The 19,700-nt window shown below is 63.4% G+C and carries 17 protein-coding genes and 3 tRNA genes; 16 read left to right on the top strand and 4 right to left on the bottom strand.

Features of this window, described 5'->3' with window-relative positions; genetic code table 11:
* Positions 1-4 precede the first annotated feature (4 nt).
* The 9 genes from AWB66_RS12775 to nagZ all read left to right on the top strand — a co-directional run bounded on the left by AWB66_RS12775 (position 5) and on the right by nagZ (position 8,495).
* On the top strand, positions 5-262 hold the full coding sequence (locus AWB66_RS12775; RefSeq protein WP_087630652.1) for a glutaredoxin family protein: 258 nt from the start codon (positions 5-7) through the stop codon (positions 260-262).
* Between the two features lie 150 nt (positions 263-412).
* On the top strand, positions 413-2,203 hold the full coding sequence (gene lepA, locus AWB66_RS12770) for a translation elongation factor 4 (protein WP_087630651.1): 1,791 nt from the start codon (positions 413-415) through the stop codon (positions 2,201-2,203).
* A gap of 66 nt (positions 2,204-2,269) precedes the next feature.
* Positions 2,270-3,163, top strand: a complete 894-nt coding sequence (lepB, locus tag AWB66_RS12765) for a signal peptidase I (protein WP_087630650.1) — start codon at positions 2,270-2,272, stop codon at positions 3,161-3,163.
* A gap of 166 nt (positions 3,164-3,329) precedes the next feature.
* Positions 3,330-4,448, top strand: coding sequence for a ribonuclease III (gene rnc / locus AWB66_RS12760; protein ID WP_087630649.1), 1,119 nt, complete (start codon positions 3,330-3,332; stop codon positions 4,446-4,448).
* 55 nt (positions 4,449-4,503) lie between these two features.
* On the top strand, positions 4,504-5,403 hold the full coding sequence (gene era / locus AWB66_RS12755; protein ID WP_087630648.1) for a GTPase Era: 900 nt from the start codon (positions 4,504-4,506) through the stop codon (positions 5,401-5,403).
* Positions 5,390-6,262, top strand: a complete 873-nt coding sequence (recO, locus tag AWB66_RS12750) for a DNA repair protein RecO (RefSeq protein ID WP_087630647.1) — start codon at positions 5,390-5,392, stop codon at positions 6,260-6,262. Before era ends, recO begins: the two co-directional genes overlap by 14 nt.
* Positions 6,259-7,026 carry a pyridoxine 5'-phosphate synthase gene (pdxJ, locus tag AWB66_RS12745; protein WP_087630646.1) on the top strand — a complete coding sequence of 256 codons (768 nt, stop codon included), beginning with the start codon at positions 6,259-6,261 and terminating at the stop codon, positions 7,024-7,026. The genes recO and pdxJ overlap by 4 nt, the downstream gene beginning before the upstream one ends.
* Positions 7,027-7,039: 13 nt before the next feature.
* Positions 7,040-7,444 (top strand): holo-ACP synthase, encoded by a 405-nt coding sequence (gene acpS / locus AWB66_RS12740; protein ID WP_087630645.1) that lies wholly within the window; start codon positions 7,040-7,042, stop codon positions 7,442-7,444.
* 22 nt (positions 7,445-7,466) lie between these two features.
* Positions 7,467-8,495: a beta-N-acetylhexosaminidase gene (nagZ, locus tag AWB66_RS12735; protein WP_087630644.1), complete on the top strand. Its 1,029-nt coding sequence runs from the start codon at positions 7,467-7,469 to the stop codon at positions 8,493-8,495.
* 62 nt (positions 8,496-8,557) lie between these two features.
* On the opposite strand, the gene AWB66_RS12730 is transcribed toward nagZ, so the two are convergent.
* From AWB66_RS12730 to earP, 4 genes are all read right to left on the bottom strand, one after another.
* Positions 8,558-9,943, bottom strand: a complete 1,386-nt coding sequence (locus tag AWB66_RS12730; protein ID WP_087630643.1) for a sigma-54-dependent transcriptional regulator — start codon at positions 9,941-9,943, stop codon at positions 8,558-8,560.
* 184 nt (positions 9,944-10,127) lie between these two features.
* Positions 10,128-10,463 (bottom strand): BON domain-containing protein, encoded by a 336-nt coding sequence (locus AWB66_RS12725; protein WP_087630642.1) that lies wholly within the window; start codon positions 10,461-10,463, stop codon positions 10,128-10,130.
* A 261-nt stretch (positions 10,464-10,724) separates the two neighbouring features.
* Positions 10,725-11,282: an elongation factor P gene (gene efp, locus AWB66_RS12720; protein ID WP_062633534.1), complete on the bottom strand. Its 558-nt coding sequence runs from the start codon at positions 11,280-11,282 to the stop codon at positions 10,725-10,727.
* A 183-nt stretch (positions 11,283-11,465) separates the two neighbouring features.
* Entirely contained in the window at positions 11,466-12,668 is a 1,203-nt protein-coding gene (gene earP / locus AWB66_RS12715) for an elongation factor P maturation arginine rhamnosyltransferase EarP (protein ID WP_087630641.1), read from the bottom strand.
* 1,142 nt (positions 12,669-13,810) lie between these two features.
* Between earP and ltrA the strand changes: the two genes are divergently transcribed.
* From ltrA to AWB66_RS12680, 7 genes are all read left to right on the top strand, one after another.
* Positions 13,811-15,511 carry a group II intron reverse transcriptase/maturase gene (ltrA, locus tag AWB66_RS12710; protein ID WP_087630640.1) on the top strand — a complete coding sequence of 567 codons (1,701 nt, stop codon included), beginning with the start codon at positions 13,811-13,813 and terminating at the stop codon, positions 15,509-15,511.
* A 197-nt stretch (positions 15,512-15,708) separates the two neighbouring features.
* Positions 15,709-17,820, top strand: a complete 2,112-nt coding sequence (gene uvrC / locus AWB66_RS12705; protein ID WP_087630639.1) for an excinuclease ABC subunit UvrC — start codon at positions 15,709-15,711, stop codon at positions 17,818-17,820.
* Between the two features lie 104 nt (positions 17,821-17,924).
* On the top strand, positions 17,925-18,521 hold the full coding sequence (pgsA, locus tag AWB66_RS12700; RefSeq protein ID WP_087630638.1) for a CDP-diacylglycerol--glycerol-3-phosphate 3-phosphatidyltransferase: 597 nt from the start codon (positions 17,925-17,927) through the stop codon (positions 18,519-18,521).
* A gap of 127 nt (positions 18,522-18,648) precedes the next feature.
* Positions 18,649-18,724, top strand: a tRNA-Gly gene (locus AWB66_RS12695).
* 59 nt (positions 18,725-18,783) lie between these two features.
* Positions 18,784-18,859, top strand: a tRNA-Gly gene (locus AWB66_RS12690).
* A gap of 92 nt (positions 18,860-18,951) precedes the next feature.
* Positions 18,952-19,025: transfer RNA gene (locus AWB66_RS12685), tRNA-Cys, on the top strand.
* A gap of 173 nt (positions 19,026-19,198) precedes the next feature.
* On the top strand, positions 19,199-19,681 hold the full coding sequence (locus AWB66_RS12680; protein WP_087630637.1) for a GNAT family N-acetyltransferase: 483 nt from the start codon (positions 19,199-19,201) through the stop codon (positions 19,679-19,681).
* Positions 19,682-19,700 lie beyond the last annotated feature (19 nt).

The raw sequence follows: 19,700 nt of genomic DNA, 5'->3' as shown, positions 1-19,700 counted from the left end.
CACGATGGCATCGTTCACGCTCTACGGGCGCGCGTGGTGCCATCTGTGCGACGAGATGCGCGCCGAACTCGAACCGGTGGCGGCGCAATTCGGCGCTGCGATCGAATGGATCGACATCGACACGGACGCCGATCCGGTTCTTGCAGCCCGTTACGACGAAATCGTGCCGGTTCTGGTGCTCGATGGCGTCGAGCTTTGCCATTACCGGCTCGACGCGCCCCGCGTGCGCGCGGCGCTCGAAGCGCGCCTCGCGGCCTCCTGAAATCGGCCGGAGCGGCCGGGCAACGGAGGCGGGCGCCGCAAAAAACGCCGGCCGAACCCCGTTTCGGCTAAAATGCTGAGGTTTTCCCCCATTCTCAAGGCGTGTCCCGCGTTTAGTCAGGGCGCGCCTTTTTCGCTTGATCGGCACTGAATGAATCATATTCGCAACTTTTCGATCATTGCGCACATCGACCACGGCAAATCGACGCTCGCCGACCGCATCATCCAGTTGTGCGGCGGCTTGTCCGACCGTGAAATGGAAGCGCAGGTTCTCGACTCGATGGATCTCGAACGCGAGCGCGGCATCACGATCAAAGCGCAGACCGCTGCGCTCAGCTACAAGGCGCGCGACGGCCAGGTCTACAACCTGAATCTCATCGATACCCCGGGCCACGTCGACTTCTCCTACGAAGTCAGCCGCTCGCTGTCGGCGTGCGAAGGCGCGCTGCTCGTCGTCGATGCGAGCCAGGGCGTCGAGGCGCAGACCGTCGCCAACTGCTACACGGCGATCGAACTCGGCGTGGAAGTCGTGCCGGTGCTGAACAAGATCGACCTGCCGGCGGCGAACCCCGAGAACGCGATCGAGGAAATCGAGGACGTGATCGGCATCGACGCCACCGACGCCGTCCATTGCAGCGCCAAGACGGGTCTCGGTGTGCAGGACGTGCTCGAAGCGCTGATCGCCAAGGTGCCGGCGCCGAAGGGCGACCCGGAAGCGCCGCTGCAGGCGCTCATCATCGATTCGTGGTTCGACAACTACGTCGGCGTCGTGATGCTCGTGCGTATCGTGAACGGCACGCTGCGTCCGAAGGACAAGATCAAGCTGATGGCGACCGGCGCGCAGTTTCCGGTAGAAAGCCTCGGCGTGTTCGCGCCGAAATCGACCAGTCTGGCGTCGCTGTCGGCGGGGCAGGTGGGTTTCATCATCGCGGGCATCAAGGAACTGACGGCGGCGAAGGTCGGCGACACGGTCACGCTCGCGGCCAAGCCCGCGCCCGAACCGCTGCCGGGCTTCAAGGAAGTGAAGCCCCAGGTGTTCGCGGGTCTCTATCCGGTCGAAGCGAACCAGTACGACGCGCTGCGCGAATCGCTCGAAAAGCTGAAGCTGAACGACGCCTCGCTGCAATACGAGCCGGAAGTGTCGCAGGCGCTCGGTTTCGGGTTCCGTTGCGGCTTCCTCGGCTTGCTGCACATGGAGATAGTGCAGGAGCGGCTGGAACGCGAATTCGACATGGACCTCATCACGACCGCGCCGACAGTCGTCTACGAGGTCGTGCAGCGCGACGGCAGCGTGATCCAGGTCGAGAATCCCGCGAAGATGCCGGACCCGCCGAAGATCGAGGAAGTGCGCGAGCCGATCGTGACCGTCAACCTGTACATGCCGCAGGAGTATGTCGGCTCGGTCATCACGCTGTGTACGACCAAGCGCGGCCAGCAGATCAACATGCAATACCACGGCCGCCAGGTGCAGCTCACGTACGAAATCCCGATGGCGGAAATCGTGCTCGACTTCTTCGACCGCCTGAAGTCGACCTCGCGCGGCTATGCGTCGATGGACTACGAGTTCAAGGAATACCGCGCGGCGGACGTCGTGAAGGTCGACATGCTGATCAACGGCGACAAGGTCGACGCGCTGTCGGTCATCGTGCACCGTTCGCAGAGCCAGCATCGCGGGCGCGAGGTGGCGTCGAAGATGCGCGAACTGATTCCGCGCCAGATGTACGACGTCGCGATCCAGGCGACCATCGGCGCGAACATCATCGCGCGCGAGAACATCAAGGCGCTGCGCAAGAACGTGCTCGCGAAGTGCTACGGCGGCGACATCTCGCGTAAGAAGAAGCTGCTCGAGAAACAGAAAGCGGGCAAGAAGCGGATGAAGCAGGTCGGCTCCGTCGAGATTCCGCAGGAGGCGTTCCTCGCCATCCTGCGCGTCGACGACTGAGCGCCGCGCCGTTCTACCGCGCGCAGTCCATAACGAAAAAACGGCGATAACAACCGGATACGATTGATGAATTTTGCGTTGATTCTTTTGATTCTCGTCATCTTGACGGGTATTGCGTGGGTGCTGGACAAGCTCGTTTTCCTGCCGCAGCGGCGCCGCGCCGCCGATGCCGCAGTCTCCGAATTCGACCGGCAGCAGGAACGCATCGGCGAGCGTTTCGCCGATGAGAACGCGGCCGGGACGCGCGCCCGACTGCGCGACGACAAGCTGCGTCAGCCGTGGTGGCTCGAATACACGGCGAGCTTTTTTCCGGTGATCCTGGTCGTGTTCGTCGTGCGCTCGTTCGTGGTCGAGCCGTTCAAGATTCCGTCGGGCTCGATGGTGCCGACGCTCCTGGTCGGCGACTTCATCCTCGTGAACAAGTACGAATACGGTCTGCGTCTGCCGATCAGCAACACGAAGCTGACCGAGGGCAAGCCGCTCACGCGCGGCGACGTGGTCGTGTTCCGCTATCCGAAAGACGAATCGGTCGACTACATCAAGCGGGTGATCGGCCTGCCGGGCGACACCGTCGCCTACGAAGACAAGAAGCTGACCATCAACGGCAAGCCGGTTCCCGAAACCGCGCAGCCGGACTATTTCGACGACGAACGCATCGGCTACGCGAAGCAGTTCGTCGAAGACCTCGGTGGGCGCAGGAACGCCATTCTGAACAATCCGCAGGTGCCGCCGTTCGTGATCGGCGCGGACGACTTCCCGTTCCGCGACAACTGCGTCTACAACGCGCAGGGCGTGACGTGCAAGGTGCCGCCGGGCCACTACTTCATGATGGGCGACAACCGCGACAACAGCGCGGACAGCCGCTACTGGGGCTTCGTGCCGGACAAGAACGTCGTCGGCCGCGCGTTCTTCATCTGGATGAACTTCAGCAACCTGAAGCGCATCGGTTCGTTTCAGTGATACGCCTTCGATCGAGTGAACACGCGGCGAGCCCGGCCGCCTGTTCCGCTCGACGCGCATCGCTTCGAAACGGCGTGAAGAAGCGCGGCTAAGGTCGCATCTTCACGCGCTTTCCCCCGTTTTCCGGCCGGAATCTCCGCTCCCGGCGCCGCGTTATACTCTGTCCATGCCCTCATCTCCGTTGGAAAGCCGGCTGCGGTACGAATTTCGCAATGCGGAATTGCTGCGCCAGGCGATGACCCACCGCAGTCACAGTGCCACGCACAACGAACGGCTCGAATTTCTCGGCGATTCCGTTCTAAATTGCGTGGTAGCGGCGCTTTTGTTCCAACGATTCGGAAAACTCGACGAAGGCGATCTTTCCCGTGTTCGCGCCAATCTCGTCAAACAGCAGTCGCTGTATGAAATCGCGCAGGCGCTGAACGTCTCCGAGGCGCTGCGCCTCGGCGAAGGCGAACTGCGCAGCGGCGGTTTTCGTCGTCCGTCGATTCTGGCGGATACGCTCGAAGCGATCTTCGGTGCGGTCTTCCTCGATGGCGGATTCGACGCGGCGCATACGGTCATCAAGCGTCTTTACGCGCCGATTCTCGATCACATCGATCCGCGCACCATCGGCAAGGATGCCAAGACGCTCCTCCAGGAATATCTGCAAGGCCACAAGATCGCGCTGCCGACTTACACCGTGGTCGCGACGCACGGCGCCGCGCACAACCAGCAATTCGAAGTGGAATGCACCGTGCCGAAGCTCGACGTGAAGGTGTCGGGTTCGGGCGCGAGCCGCCGTGCGGCCGAGCAGGCGGCGGCGAAGATGGCGCTCGACGAAGTGATGGCCGCCGCGCCCGCGCTCGCCGTCAAGCCGAAGCGCAAGGGCGCGCGCGCGGCGAAGCTGGCGGAGGAAGTCGTGCCGGGCGTGACCGGCGTGCAGACGGCGCTCGATCTGCGTTCGCCCGACAGGAAGGAACGCGAGCGGTTGCGCGCAGCCGAATCCGCGCCTCTCGCCGCGCCTCTCGCCGCGCCTCTTGCCGTGATCCGCGCGGCGCACGTCGAGCCGTCGGCGAATGCTTACGCTGGGGCGGAGCGGCCCGAGCGCGCCGTCATCCACCGATCGGAAAAGACCAGCGAGAAAGCCACGGACAAGGCCGCAGACAAGCCTGCCGAGCCGCAGGCCGCTCCTGCGTCCGCGAATCAGCAGGCGGCCGAATCCACCGAAGCGCAATCGAATCACGAAACGCAGGACAGCCACGAGACGCATCAGGTCGCGCGCGCCGCCGACACCGGCCACTGACGCCGCCCCGAGCCCCGGCGCACACATGCGCCTCACGAATTTGCCGCACACACATATGAACGCTTCCACTCCCACTGGTTTTCGCTGCGGCATGGTCGCGATCGTCGGTAGGCCGAATGTCGGCAAATCGACGCTGATGAATGCGCTCGTCGGCCAGAAGGTCAGCATCACCTCGCGCAAGGCGCAGACGACGCGTCACCGCATCACCGGCATTCATACGCTCGACGACGCGCAGTACATCTTCGTCGATACGCCCGGTTTCCAGACGCGCCACAGCGGCGCGCTGAACCGCTCGCTGAACCGCGCGGTGACGTCGACGCTCACGTCCGTCGATGCGATCCTCTTCGTGATCGAAGCCGGCCGTTTCGGCCCGGACGACCAGAAGGTGCTCGATCTCATTCCGAAGGGCACGCCTACGCTCCTGATCGCAAACAAGCTCGACCACGTGAGCGACAAGAACACGCTGTTCCCGTTCATGCAGAAGATGGGCGCGCTCTTCGACTTCCGCGAGATCGTGCCGATGTCGGCGAAGAATCCGGACGACATCAAGCGCCTCATGGACGTCGTGAAGCCGTACTTGCCCGAAGGCGAGCCGATCTACGGCGAAGACGACCTGACCGATCGCAGCGAGCGCTTTCTCGCCGCCGAAATCCTGCGCGAGAAAGTGTTCCGCTGGACCGGCGACGAACTGCCGTACACGAGCACGGTGCTCATCGACAAGTTCGAGACCGAAGGTCGCCTGCGCCGTATCTTCGCGACGATCATGGTCGAACGCGACACCCACAAGGCGATGATCATCGGCCAGAAGGGCGCGAAGCTGAAGCAGATCAGCACCGAGGCGCGGCTCGACATGGAAAGGCTCTTCGACGGCCCGGTGTATCTCGAAACCTTCATCAAGGTGAAGAGCGGCTGGGCGGACAACGAGGCAGGATTGCGCGCCTATGGGTACGAATGAGGCGTGGGTGACCCGCAACCCCGACTCTTCCGACCGGCTCGAAGAAGGCACGTTCGACGCCGAGCCCAAGCCTGCGGCGCCTAAAAAACGGCGTTCGCCGTCTTCGTCCGCCGAAACCAAACGTCCGCGCGCCGCGCCGCGTTCCGACTTTCGCATCGCCGAGCAGCCCGGCTTCGTGCTGCACAGCTATCCGTATCGCGAGACGAGCCTCGTCATCGACGTGTTTTCGCGCGATCACGGCCGCGTCGCGCTCGTCGCGAAGGGCGCGAAGCGCCCGCATTCCGCGCTGCGCGGCGTGCTGCAGACGTTCCAGCCGCTCGGGCTTTCGTGGACCGGCCGAGGCGAAGTCCGCACGCTGACGACGGCCGAATGGGTCGGCGGCATGCTGCCGCTCGCGGGCGATGCGCTACTGTGCGGGTTTTACGTCAACGAACTGCTGGTCAAGTTCTGCGCGCGCGAAGACGCGCATCCCGCGCTTTTCAATCACTATGTGCTGACGCTCTCGCGCCTCGCGCACGACGAGCCGCCCGTGCAGGTGCTGCGTTCGTTCGAGCGCGTGCTGTTGCGCGAAACCGGCTACGCGATGGCGCTCGACCGCACGATCACGCGTCAGCCGGTCATGGCCGAGCGCAAATACGTCTTCGATCCCGAGCGTGGCGTGCGCGAGGCGTCGGACGAGGTGCCGCCGCAATGGCCGGTGATTGCCGGCCAGACGCTCCTCGACATGGAAGAGGACGACTACAGCCGCCCGCAAACGGCGGCGCAAAGCAAGACGCTGATGCGCTTTTTGCTCAACGTCTATCTGGGCGGTACGCCGCTCGCCACCCGTCAGATCCTGATCGACCTGCAAAATCTATGAGCTTCTTTCTGTCGTCATCGTCGAATGTGATCGATCTCGGCGTGAATATCGACCACGTCGCTACGCTGCGCAACGCGCGCGGCACGAACTATCCCGATCCGATCCGCGCCGCGCTCATGGCCGAGGAGGCCGGCGCCGACGCCATCACGCTGCACTTGCGCGAGGACCGCCGTCATATCGTCGACGCGGATGTGAAGACGCTGCGCCCGCTCCTCAAGACGCGCATGAACCTCGAATGCGCGGTGACGAAGGAAATGCTCGACATCGCGTGCGCGATCAAGCCGCACGACGTCTGCCTCGTGCCGGAAAAGCGCCAGGAACTGACGACCGAAGGCGGTCTCGACGTCGCGGGCCAGTTCGAAGCCGTGAAAGCCGCGTGCCGCCAGTTGGCCGACGCGGGCGCGCGCGTCTCGCTCTTCATCGACGCCGACGAAACGCAGATCCGCGCCGCGCACGAAGCCGGCGCGCCGGTCATCGAGCTGCATACGGGCCGCTACGCCGAAGCGCACGAAGAAGCCGAGCAGCAGCGCGAATTCGAACGCGTCGCGCGCGGCGTCGACTTCGGCAATTCGCTCGGGCTCAAGGTGAACGCGGGGCACGGCCTGCATTACACGAACGTGCAGCCGATCGCGGCGCTCGAAGGCATCGTCGAGTTGAACATCGGCCACGCGATCGTCGCGCATGCGATTTTCGCCGGCTGGGAAAACGCCGTGCGCGAGATGAAGGCGATCATGGTCGCCTCGCGCCTCGCGGCCGCACGCTGAACGGGGCCGCACGATGGCGATCTACGGAATCGGCACCGACGTGGTCCAGGTGAGCCGCGTCGCGGCGGTGATGGAGCGCACGAAAGGGCGCTTCGCCGAAAAAGTGCTCGGCGCCGACGAACTGCGCATCTATCACGCGCGAAAGGCGCGCTCCGAAGTGCGCGGCCTCGCGTTCCTCGCGACGCGCTTTTCGGCGAAGGAAGCGTTCTCGAAGGCGATCGGCCTCGGCATGCGCTGGCCGATGACCTGGCGCGCGCTGCAGACGCTCAACGAGCCGAGCGGCAAGCCGAAGATCGTCGCGTCGGGCGAACTGGCCGCGTGGCTCGATGCGCGCGGCATCACGGCGCAAGTGACCGTGAGCGACGAGCGCGACTACGCGGTGTCGTTCGTGATCGCCGAAACTTCCGACCCCTCCTGACAAGACCACCCATTTGGACTCGATGAAACGCACTCCTGGACCCGTCATGCTCGACGTGGTCGGCACCACGCTGACCGACGCGGACATCCGCCGCATCGCCCATCCGATGACGGGCGGCATCATCCTGTTCGCGCGCCACTTCACGGACCGCGCGCAGCTCGTCGCGCTGACTGAAGCGATCCGCCACATTCGCGAGGACATCCTGATCGCCGTCGATCACGAAGGCGGCCGCGTGCAGCGTTTCCGCACCGACGGTTTCACCGTGTTGCCCGCGCCGGGCAAGCTCGGCGAACTGTGGGACCGCGACGTCCTGCTCGCGACGAAGGCCGCGACCGCGTTCGGTTACGTGCTCGCGGCGGAGTTGCGCGCATGCGGCATCCACATGAGTTTTACGCCCGTGCTGGACCTGAACTACGGCCAGTCGAAGGTGATCGGCGACCGCGCATTGCATAGCGATCCGCGCGTCGTCGCGATGCTCGCGAAGAGCCTGAATCACGGGCTCGCGCTCGCGGGCATGGCGAACTGCGGAAAGCATTTTCCGGGACACGGCTTCGCATCGGCGGATTCGCACGTCGCACTGCCGACCGACGACCGCCCGCTCGACGACATCCTCGCCGCCGACGTGAAGCCTTACGACTGGCTCGGGATGGCGCTCGCGTCGGTGATTCCGGCGCATGTGATCTACACACAGGTCGACGAGAAGCCCGCCGGGTTTTCGCGCGTGTGGCTGCAGGACATCCTGCGCGGCAAGCTCGGATTCAACGGAGCGATCTTCAGCGACGATCTCTCGATGGAAGCCGCGCGCGCGGGCGGCACGCTGACGGAAGCTGCGCACGCCGCGCTCACCGCGGGCTGCGACATGGTCCTCGTCTGCAACCAGCCCGAGGAAGCGGAGAAGGTGCTCGACCAGTTGCGCTTCGAGCCGTCGAAGGCGTCGGTGCAGCGATTGAAGAAAATGCGTCCGCGCGGCAACGCGCCGCACTGGGACAAGCTGCACAAGCAGGTCGACTACCAGCAGGCGAAGGCGCTGTTGCGAAGCGCATTGGGCTGATCGGGTGATAAAAAAGCCACGGCAGCGATGCCGTGGCTTTTTCCTGGCTGACGCAGCAGCACTCAGGGTTCGAGCTTCATCCGCTGCAACTTGTTGTAGAGCGTCTTCGGGCTGATGCCGAGCAGCGTCGCTGCGCGATGGCGCGTGCCGCCGACGGCGTCGAGCGTCGCGCGAATCAGCATGTCCTCGACATCCGCGAGCGCCGTACCGACCGTCACCTGCACGCTGCTGCCGTTCAGGCCGCGTCCGCCCGCACCGCCGTGCTCGTCGGCGTGAAGCGTTTCGATCACATCGCCCGACGCGTGATACGCGCGCCGCACGCGTTCGCGCAGTTCGCGCACGTTGCCGGGCCATTCCTGCGCCAGACATTCGCGGATGAACGACGGGCTGATGCGCTTCGGCGACCCGCTCGTCACGCCGACGATATGGTTTTCGCGGTTCAGTTCCTCGACAAAATGCTCCGCGAAGAGGGCGATGTCGTCGTCGCGGTCGCGCAGCGGCGGCAACGCAATCGACGAAGCGTTCAGGCGCAGATACAGGTCTTCGCGCAATGTGCCGTCGTCGATGGCTTGCCGCACCGGCGTGCGCGTCGCGGCGATCAGGCGGAAGTCGGTCATGATGCGGTTGCTGCCGCCGACGCGCATGAACGTCTGCGAGTCGAGCGCGCGCAAGAGCGCTTCCTGCTGCGCGTGGGGCAGCGCGTCGATCTGTTCGAGAAAAAGCGTCCCGCCGCCCGACTGTTCGAGCAAACCCGGCTCGCGATTCTCCGCGCCGGCGAACGCGCCGCGTTCGTGGCCGAACAGCAGGCTGTCCATCGAGCGCAGGGTGGAGTCGCGCGACATGGCGCAATCGAACGCGATGAACGGACCCTTGCGACGGCGGCTCAACTCGTGCAGCGTGCGCGCGGCAAGCTTCTTGCCGGTGCCCGGCTCGCCGCAGATCAGCACGGCGGCTTCGGTCGGCGCCGTCTGCTCGATCAGGTCGTAGACGTGCTGGATCGTGCTGCTGCGCCCGAGCATCGCGCCGAAATGGCCGAGCGCGCGCAGCCTGGTGCGCAGCACCTGGACTTCCTCCGTCAGCTCGTACGGACGCGGGATGCGCGCAAGCAGGCTGCGCAGCCGCGGGATATTGACGGGCTTCAGCAGATAGTCCCAGATGCCGTGCCGCAACCCTTCGATCGCGCTTTCCACGGTCGCGTTACCCGTCATCACGATCACGGGCAGCGCGCCGTCCGGCGGTTGCGCGGGCAGGCTCGGCAGCAAATCGAGACCGCTGCCGTCCGGCAGATTCAGGTCGATCAGCACGACATCGGGGATGAAACGGGTGAGCGCGGCCCGCGCTTCGGCGAGCGTCGTCGCGGTATCGACGGAAAAGCCGTCGGCCGCCAGGATCGCGGACAGGCCGGACAGGCTATTGGGATCGTCTTCGACAATCAGTGCGTGTGGCATGGCGGACACAACGTATCAAAATGGTCTGTAATCGCTCGAAACCGGACTTCAGCGCGACGCTCGGGCTGGCAGCCGGGGCGTCCTCGCCCACTGGCGCGACGTCCGATCCGGCTGCGAGCACGCGAGTGCCGCTTCGGTCTCCTGCGTCCTGCGCGTATCTTTACGCGTCGTTCAGTGAGGCCCGCTACTGCGGTTTCACATGAAGGTCGTTCTTCACGGACTGAACGCCCGACACGCTGCGGGTAACGGCGACTGCCTTCTCGATCTGCACCTCCGAGTTCACGAATCCCGACAACTGCACGACGCCGCGATAGGTTTCGACGCTGACCGCCAGCGATTTCAGGCCGGGGTCGGCAAGCAGCGCCGCTTTGACGCGCGCGGTGATCGCGGCGTCCGAGGAGTACTCGCCGGCTGATTCGCTCGTCGATGTCGATGAGCACCCGGCAGTAATCGCAATCGCAGGCGCGGCCAGCGCGGCGGCGATCAAAAGCCGGGCGGCGACGTTGTTTTGTTTTCGCATGGTTCGTCGTCGAGTAGGAGATTTATGGATATAGCATGAATCGTGCCAATTAAGAAACGTCTGGAAAAACAGCGCTCGTGTCGTTGTTCAGACGGACGACCGCGCCATATTTTCAAGATGATCCCGGTAAAGTTTGCCTGAAGGAGGCCAAAACTTCACGCAAAAGAAAAAGCGCCCGGGCGGGCGCTTTTCTTTTTGCTTCGCGGACTGCGGCGACATCGCGCGGCGCGGGCAATGCCGGCGCCGCCGAATCGTGCGCCTTTAGGCGCGGCTGCGGTACTCGTTGGTACGCGTGTCGATTTCGATCTTGTCGCCGATACTGCAGAAGAGCGGCACTTGCAGTTCCATGCCGGTGTTGATCTTCGCGGTCTTGAGCACCTTGCCCGACGACGTGTCGCCCTTGACGGCCGGTTCCGTGTAGATGATCTCGCGGACCACCGTGGTCGGAAGTTCGACCGAAATCGCCTTCTCGTTGTAGAACACGACTTCGCACGGCATGCCGTCTTCGAGGTAGTTGAGCGCGTCGCCCATCATTTCGGCTTCGACTTCGTACTGGTTGTAGTCGGCGTCCATGAACACGTACATCGGGTCCGCGAAGTACGAGTAGCTCACTTCCTTGCGGTCGAGCAGCACGACGTCGAACTTGTCGTCGGCCTTGTACACCGACTCCATGTTCCCCGCCGACAGCAGATTGCGGAACTTCATCTTCACGACAGCCGAGTTGCGGCCCGACTTGTTGTACTCGGCCTTCTGCACGACCATGGCATCGTTGCCGATCATGACGACGTTGCCAACGCGGAGTTCTTGTGCGGTCTTCATAAGTAAAACTGTCCTGTGGTTTCTTTCAATACTTCAGCGCCTGGCAAAGCTTTGCTTGCGGACGCTGACAAATTAGCGGGAGCCTGGAAATCTGGACGGCCCGCACGATGCGGAACTGCGCTTTCTGTGCATCGCCCGGCGACGCTGACGGAGTTCGCAAGACGCGAGCCGTGGGATAACCGCTTATTTTAACTGAGTTTTTGGGGTTTCGGCCAGTTCGGCGGGCAGATTGCCAGCGAGATGCGAGACCGCGTGCGCCGCCAGATTGCCGGCCAGATCGCCGACGGCGGCGAGTTCCGCCGCCCATTGCGCCGCGCGCGCTTCGAGTAGCGAACGATGTCGCCAGAAATCCGCCCAGTCCGGCGTTCCTGCCCCGTTCCACGCATGCCAGAAGCGCGCGACCGATTCGCGCGCGGCGTCGGGCAGGCCGCCCGCGTAGTGGGCGAGGGCGGCGTCGAGCTTCGGCAGATGGGCGTCGTCGGATTGCGGGTAGATGTGCCAGACGAACGGCTTTTGCGCCCATTGCGCCCGCACGAACGAATCCTCGCCGCGCACGAAATTGACATCGGCGGCCCACAAGAGCGCATCGAAGTGCGGCTGTTCGACGAAACCGATGGCGTGCGCGGTGAGCGAGCCGAGCGCCGCGGCGTCGCCCGCCGCGAACTGCGGCCCGCCGAAAAACCGCGCGACGGCGCCTGAAATGCGCCCTTGCGGCACCAGCAGCACGACTGGGGACGCACCGTCGCGCCATTGGGCGAGCAGCGGGTCGATCGCGGGATTCTCGTAGGCGAAGAGCGATACGACCGTGCGTTCCGGGCCCGGCGGCGCGATGCCGACGCGCTCGCGCCACCAGGCATCGCGGTCGAACGCGGCGCGCCCGGCGTCGAGCGCGCGTTCTTTCAGCACGCCGCCGGTGCCGGGACCGAGGCCCGGAAAGAAGAACGTCTTCACGAGCGCGAAGCGCGGATGCGGCGACGGCCGCAGATGGAAATCCGCCACCCAATCTTCCGCGCTCAGATAGTCGAGGTTGATCCACACCGGCTTGCGCGCGCGCCGCGCCATGGCCGCGACGTACACGGGCGGCAGTTCGCAGCCGAACGCCTCGATCACGACATCGGCGATCTGCAGGACTTCGCCCGCGTGCGACGGCTCGTGCCAGTGCTCGATCACGACGCCGGCCGCCTCCTGCCGCGCGAGGGCCGGATCGACGGCGTGGCAGAGCGCGTGAAAAGCCCGCAGATCGTCGACGAAGAGGCGCACCTGCCAGCCGTGCTCATCGGCGAGCTGGCGCGCGAGGCGCCAGCAGACGCCGATGTCGCCGAAGTTGTCGATGACCGCGCAGAAAACGTCGCAGGCGATTTGCGGGGAGTGAGCGGCTGTGACCATGGACGCGCCTCGCGCGGCGAACGAGCCGCGTAGTGATCTAAACTGGCGATTCTAGTGCGACACGCACGCTCGTGTCCGTGGGCCTCGCGTTAAGAGGCATCGACTAGAGGGATATCGCCTGAGACTTCGGTCTTGGTCGCTCTACCCTCCGCAGGCGGCCCCCTTGTGGGCCGCGCCCTTGTAGTAGGGGTGGTTTCGGCCACTTCCTGGTTGGAACGAACCGCGGCGCAGCTTGGCCGTGGAACGTGTTGCATTAGTCTGGTTACCACCAGATTCCGCCCAGTCAGCGGCTTCACTTCCGCTGACAAAGCGGAGTGTTGTTTGCAGCGTTCGCCGCCTAGTGTGGTGAACCCGCTACACGATACGAGCGAAAGCTCGGGATGTCATTGTTCGGCCCGACCTGCAGTTTGGGGGAGGGCAGTGAACCTGCTGTACGACCAGCAGTAGCCTACGAGGACATGCGTCACTGGCAACGGTGGGGTGTGAAGCTCCTCGGACAATGTAGCCCCCGGAGGTATCGGGCGGACCGTTCCCGTGAGGGGATTGTTCGGAGACTCCCAGCAGCGAGGGGGTTGAGGAGCTAGGCTGGCTGATAAGGTTAATGTAAGTGAACTGCTGATAAACCTCGTTACCAGTGAGGAGCCAAAGCTGCTTGAAACATCGGGCTCTAACCAAAACGGTACGTGGTCGGATAGCCCACTTAGAATTTGGGCTACGTCGTTACAGCACCACCGGGGGATAGGCAGAACCTACGTCAGTCGTGTGACATGCCGGGAACGTGGTAAGCCCGTATGGTCGCCAGCGCTGTACGGCTGGCAGACGGACCGTAAGGAACGTTGTTGATCATGCGGGTATGGGAGGACGGAAAAAGCGAATGCCGGGCTGTAATGGCACGGATAGGGGTTGAGACATTATCCCACGCGAAAGCGGGCAGACTTCCGTCTGGTCTACCGTCGCAAGGCGGCTGACTACCCTCTGTAACTTGGTCAGGTACGGGTGCATGCGCCCGTACTGAGGTGTTTGTCCGAGATAGGGGCGCACGCGCTCCTATTGAGGTGTCTGTTGTTCCCTAGAGGGGTGTGTCTGCCCCTCTGGGGAGATGCGCCTTCTGCCTGGGGACTTTTTCCAAGTAGGAGAGCAGCATGAAAGTATCTGGTCGAAAGACCGGATCTGCGCTTTCCCACGCGCCTGTCAACTGGAATGCCGTCAATTGGCGGAAAGTTGAGCGGAACGTGAGAGGGATGCAGATTCGAATTGCGAAGGCGACGCGGGAAGGTGACTGGCGCAGGGTGAAAGCCCTGCAACGGATGCTGACTCGCACGTTGTCCGCGAAGCTGTATGCGATACGACGTGTTACGCAGAACCAGGGTGCGCGAACGGCTGGAGTCGATTGCGAACTGTGGGACTCGCCTGAGAGCCGGTGGGAAGCCATCGGCAGGTTGAAGCGGCGCGGATATAAGCCTTTGCCATTACGGAGAGTTTTTATCCCCAAGGCCAATGGAAAGGAGCGTCCTTTGGGCATTCCGACCATGCGGGACAGGGCGATGCAAGCCTTGTATCTGCTGGCTTTGGAGCCGGTAGCAGAGTCGACGAGCGACCCGAACTCGTATGGGTTCCGGATCAATCGTTCAACGGCTGACGCTATGGGTCAGGTACGAGCTTGCACGTCCCGGAGGAATTCGTCCCGATGGGTACTGGAAGCGGATATCAAAGGCTGCTTTGACCACATCAACCACGATTGGCTGGAAAACCATGTCCCCATGGACAGGGAAATCCTCCGGAAGTGGTTGAAGGCTGGCCTGATTTACAAGGGGCAGCTACAGGCGACTGAAGCCGGTACGCCGCAGGGAGGCATCATCTCCCCGACGCTAGCAAACGTGACGCTGAACGGGCTGGAGCGTGAACTGATTGCGCACCTCGGTGCGAAATTCGGGATCGCAAAGGCAAAGAAGCTGAAAGTGAATGTGGTGCGATACGCGGATGACTTCGTTATCACCGGCGACTCGAAAGAGATTCTGGAAAACGAGGTCAGGCCTTGGGTGGAAGCATTCCTTGCTGTTCGAGGCTTGCAACTGTCAGAGGCGAAAACGCGGATCACCCACATTGACGAAGGCTTCGATTTCCTTGGGTGGAATTTCCGGAAGTACTCGGGAAAGCTGCTCATCAAGCCGAGCAAGAAAAACGCGCAAGCGTTTTATCGCAAGGTGGCGGAAACGATCAGCGGCAACAAAACGGTAAAGCAGGAGGATCTAGTCCAACTGCTGAACCCGATGTTGCGCGGATGGGCGCAGTATCACCGTCCGGTCTCGGCCAAGCAGACGTACAGCCGGATGGAGCATCTGATTTTCCGGAAGCTCTGGCGGTGGTCGAAGCGGAGGCATCCGCAGAAGAGCGCTGTATGGGTGAAGCAGAAGTACTTTCACTCTGTCGGTGCCCGGAATTGGGTGTTTGCCGTTCGCACGGAGCGCGAGGACGGTAGTTGGGGGCTGAAAGAGTTGTACCAGCTTAGCGGTACAGCTATCAAACGGCACACGAGGATCAAGGGCGAGTTCAATCCTTTTGATCCGAAGTGGGAGCAGTATGGCGAGACATTGCGGCAGGGGCGCATGTGGGAACGGATGCGTTACCGGAAGCAGTGGGCCGCGCTATATATGTCACAAAGCGGGCTATGCGCGCATTGTGGCTGTGCCTTGACGGACGAGACGGGTTGGCACGACCATCATCTGGAATATCGGATGCATGGCGGCACCGACGCCTTGTCCAACCGGGCGCTGCTTCACCCGCACTGCCACCGGCAAGTGCACGCTGGAAAACTAGTTGTAACTAAGCCGGTTCTGTCGTAGACAGAACTTTGTTTGTAGATTTGAGCCGTATGCGGGGAAACTCGCACGTACGGTTCTCGGGGGGCCCGGCTTTCGCAAGAAAGTCGGGCTACCCGACAGACAGCGCCGATCGCTTCACATCCGACCACCGCCGATCTAGAGCCGTTTCACGGCAGGCATGGCCCGCTCGCCGCGCACTTTCCGCTTCGTTTAGCTGCATGACAGACACCGACGCATTCGACCCCAAGAAGATTCTCGCCCAGTTGCCGAACCTGCCCGGCGTGTATCGCTACTACGACGCCGACGGCGCCGTGCTGTACGTCGGCAAGGCGCGCAACCTGAAAAAGCGCGTGTCGAGCTATTTCACGAAGACGCTGCATTCGCCGCGCATCGCGATGATGGTCACGCGCATCCGCAAGATCGAAACGACCGTCACGCGTTCCGAGGCCGAAGCGCTGTTGCTTGAGAACAATCTCATCAAAGCGCTCGCGCCGCGCTACAACATCCTTTTTCGCGACGACAAGTCTTATCCGTATCTGAAGCTGACCGGCCATCAGTTTCCGCGCATGGCGTACTACCGCGGCGCGGTCGACAAGAAAAACCAGTATTTCGGCCCGTTTCCGAGCGCGTGGGCGGTGCGCGAGAGCATCCAGATCCTCCAGCGCGTGTTCCAGTTGCGCACCTGCGAGGATTCCGTGTTCACCAACCGCACGCGGCCGTGCCTGCTGCATCAGATCTCGCGCTGCACCGCGCCGTGCGTCGGGGCGATCGGCGAGGAGGATTACGCGCGCGACGTCGCCAACGCGTCGCGCTTTCTGCTCGGGCGGCAGGGCGAAGTGATGAAGGAGCTCGAACAGAAGATGCACGGCTTTGCCGCCGAGCTGAAATTCGAGCAGGCCGCCGCCGTGCGCAACCAGATGAGTTCGCTGTCGACCGTGCTGCATCAGCAGGCGATCGAAGTCGGCGGCGACAACGACGTCGATATCCTCGCGGTTGTCGCGCTGGGCGGGAAGGTCTGCGTGAATCTCGCGATGGTGCGCGGCGGCCGTCATCTCGGCGACAAGGCGTATTTCCCGGCGCACGTCGAAGCGGCGCTCGACATCGGCGACGAAACCGCCGCGGAGGCCGAGAACCCGGACGACCTCGAACTGATCGAGGGCGTGGCGCCAATCGTCGTCGAGGAAGTCGGGGTCGGGGAGTCGGCGTTGCTGCCTGGCGTCGCGGCGGACGAGCCCGAGCAGGAGGCGATGTCCGAGCCCGAACCGGCCGCGAGCCGCGAAGGCGCGCTCGAATCGGAAGTGCTCGAAGCGTTCATCGCGCAGCATTACATCGGCAACCGCGTGCCGCCCGTGCTGGTCGTGAGCCACGCGCCGGCGAGCCGCGAACTGCTCGATCTGCTGATCGAACAGGCCGGGCACAAGGTCACGCTCCTGCGCCAGCCGCAGGGACAAAAGCGCGTCTGGCTTTCGATGGCCGAACAGAACGCGAAGCTCGCGCTCGCGCGTCTGCTCTCCGAACAAGGCTCGCAACAGGCCCGCACGCGCGCGCTCGCCGACACGCTCAGCCTCGAAATGGACGACCTCGCGCACCTGCGCATCGAGTGCTTCGACATCAGCCATACGATGGGCGAGGCGACGCAGGCGTCGTGCGTCGTGTATCACCATCACAAGATGCAGTCGGCCGAATACCGGCGCTACAACATCACCGGCATCACGCCCGGCGACGACTACGCCGCGATGCGCCAGGTCCTGACGCGCCGCTACGAGAAGATGGTCGCGCAGGCCGCAGCCAACGCCGCCGACGAAGCCACGACGCTGCAACCCGAAGACGCCGCCGATCCCAACGTCACGCCCGATGCAGCCGAACCGGTGGCTGCGGGCGGTCTCCTGCCGAACATCGTGCTGATCGACGGCGGCAAGGGTCAGGTCGAAATCGCGCGGCAGGTGTTCGCGGAACTCGGGCTCGATCGTGGCATGCTGGTGGGCGTCGCGAAGGGCGAAGGGCGCAAGGTCGGGCTGGAAACGCTGGTTTTTGCCGATCACCGCGCGCCGCTCGAACTCGGCAAGGAAAGCGCGGCGCTGATGCTCGTCGCGCAGATCCGCGACGAAGCGCACCGCTTCGCGATCACCGGCATGCGCGCGAAGCGCGCGAAGGCGCGCCAGACGTCGCGGCTGGAAGAACTGGAAGGCGTCGGCGCGAAACGGCGCCAGCGGCTCTTGTCGCGCTTTGGCGGATTGCGCGGCGTGCAGGCGGCGAGCGTCGAGGACCTGGCGAGCGTCGAAGGCATCTCGCACGCGCTCGCCGAGCAGATCTACAAGCAGTTGCACTGAAGCGCCGCGCCGGGCCGCCGGGGGCGGCCGTGGCGCTTGCCTTGTGACATGAGGTGTCAAGCGGCACAATGGCACCTCCCTTACACGTTGCTGCGCCTGAGCCGATGCCGTTCAACCTACCGATCTTTCTGACGTGGCTGCGAATCGTGCTGATTCCGCTCGTCGTGGGCATCTTCTACCTGCCGGACGTGATGATGAGCCCGGAGCACCGCAACCTGCTCGCGATGGTCATCTTCGTGCTTGCCGCGCTCACCGACTGGTTCGACGGCTTTCTCGCGCGCAAGCTCAACCAGACGTCGTCGTTCGGGGCGTTTCTCGATCCCGTCGCCGACAAGCTGATGGTCACCGCCGCGCTCCTCGTGCTCGTGCAGCTGATGCGCCTGAACGCGGTGATCGCGCTCGTGATCGTCGGACGCGAGATCACCATTTCGGCGCTGCGCGAATGGATGGCGCAGATCGGGGCGTCGAAGAGCGTCGCCGTGAATCAGCTCGGCAAGTTCAAGACCGTGTGCCAGATGGTCGCCATCCCGATGCTGCTTTTCTACGGGCCGCTGCGCATCTACGGGACGCAGTTCGTCATCGATACGCGCGTCTGGGGCCTGTGGCTCATCTATGTCGCGGCGTTCCTGACCGTCTGGTCGATGCTCTACTACATGAAACTCGCGTGGCCGCAGATCCGCGAACGTGGCGGCACGTTATAAATTGCGTCGAAGCGTAAAAGGGTGCATACAAAACTATTGACACCGCTTCGAGGGTTCTACATAATCTCGTTTCTGTCGAGTGAGCGCTGAAACAAAGCGCAAAACGAAGGCAAAAAAGAAGCAGCATGCGGGAGTAGCTCAGTTGGTAGAGCGCAACCTTGCCAAGGTTGAGGTCGCGAGTTCGAGCCTCGTCTCCCGCTCCAGGTTTTGAAGTCGTCGCTGTATGGCGCAGCGGCGATGCAGCAGGAAAGTGCAGGACAATGCGGGAGTAGCTCAGTTGGTAGAGCGCAACCTTGCCAAGGTTGAGGTCGCGAGTTCGAGACTCGTCTCCCGCTCCAATCAAGGGGAAGCCGAGCTTCCCTTTTTGTTTGGTGGCCCGGACTGATGCTTCAGAACACTTCGAAGCGCAACCGGCACCAACACCGCTTACGGCGCGATAGCAAAGCGGTTATGCAGCGGCCTGCAAAGCCGTTTAGACCGGTTCGACTCCGGTTCGCGCCTCCAAGTAAAAAAAGCCCTGACCTCGCGGTCGGGGCTTTTTGCTTTGCGTGTCCGCTTTTTGCACGTCCCATTTTGCATGCGTGCCCGTGCCGGTGTCCGTGCGCTGGCATCGCGCGGCATAATCGCAGGATTTTCCACTCGCGGCCACGTGCCGCACGCCCGTCCCGCAGCCCATCATGACCGACTCCCTTTCCCGATTCGACTGGCGCTGGAAGCCATTCAGCGAACTCTCGGCCACCGAGGTCTACGACATGCTCGGCGCGCGCAGTGCCGTGTTCGTCGTCGAGCAGAACTGTGTCTATGGCGACGTCGATGGCCTCGACCTCGACGCCTGGCATCTCTTCGCGTACGGCGCAGGCGAAAAGCGCCCGGCGCTCGCCGGCTATCTGCGCGTCCTTTTGCCGGGGCACCCGGATGCATCGGAGACCGACGTCCGCATCGGCCGCGTGCTGACGACCGCCGGCTTTCGCGGCATGAAGCTCGGCAACGCCATGCTCGAACGCGCGCTCGACCATATCCTGACGCAGTGGCCGCAACAGCCGATCCGGCTGCACGCGCAAGCGCATCTGCAAAAGTTTTACGGGGCGTTCGGCTTCGAGCCCATCTCCGATGTCCACGACGAAGACGACATTCCGCACGTCTGGATGCGTCGTCCGTGATTCACGTCCGTGATTCACG

This window comes from Caballeronia telluris (genome assembly GCF_001544495.1).
GTDB classification, from domain to species: domain Bacteria; phylum Pseudomonadota; class Gammaproteobacteria; order Burkholderiales; family Burkholderiaceae; genus Caballeronia; species Caballeronia telluris.
Note: the sequence above shows the minus strand (reverse complement) of the source record. Positions and strands in the feature narration are given on the sequence as shown.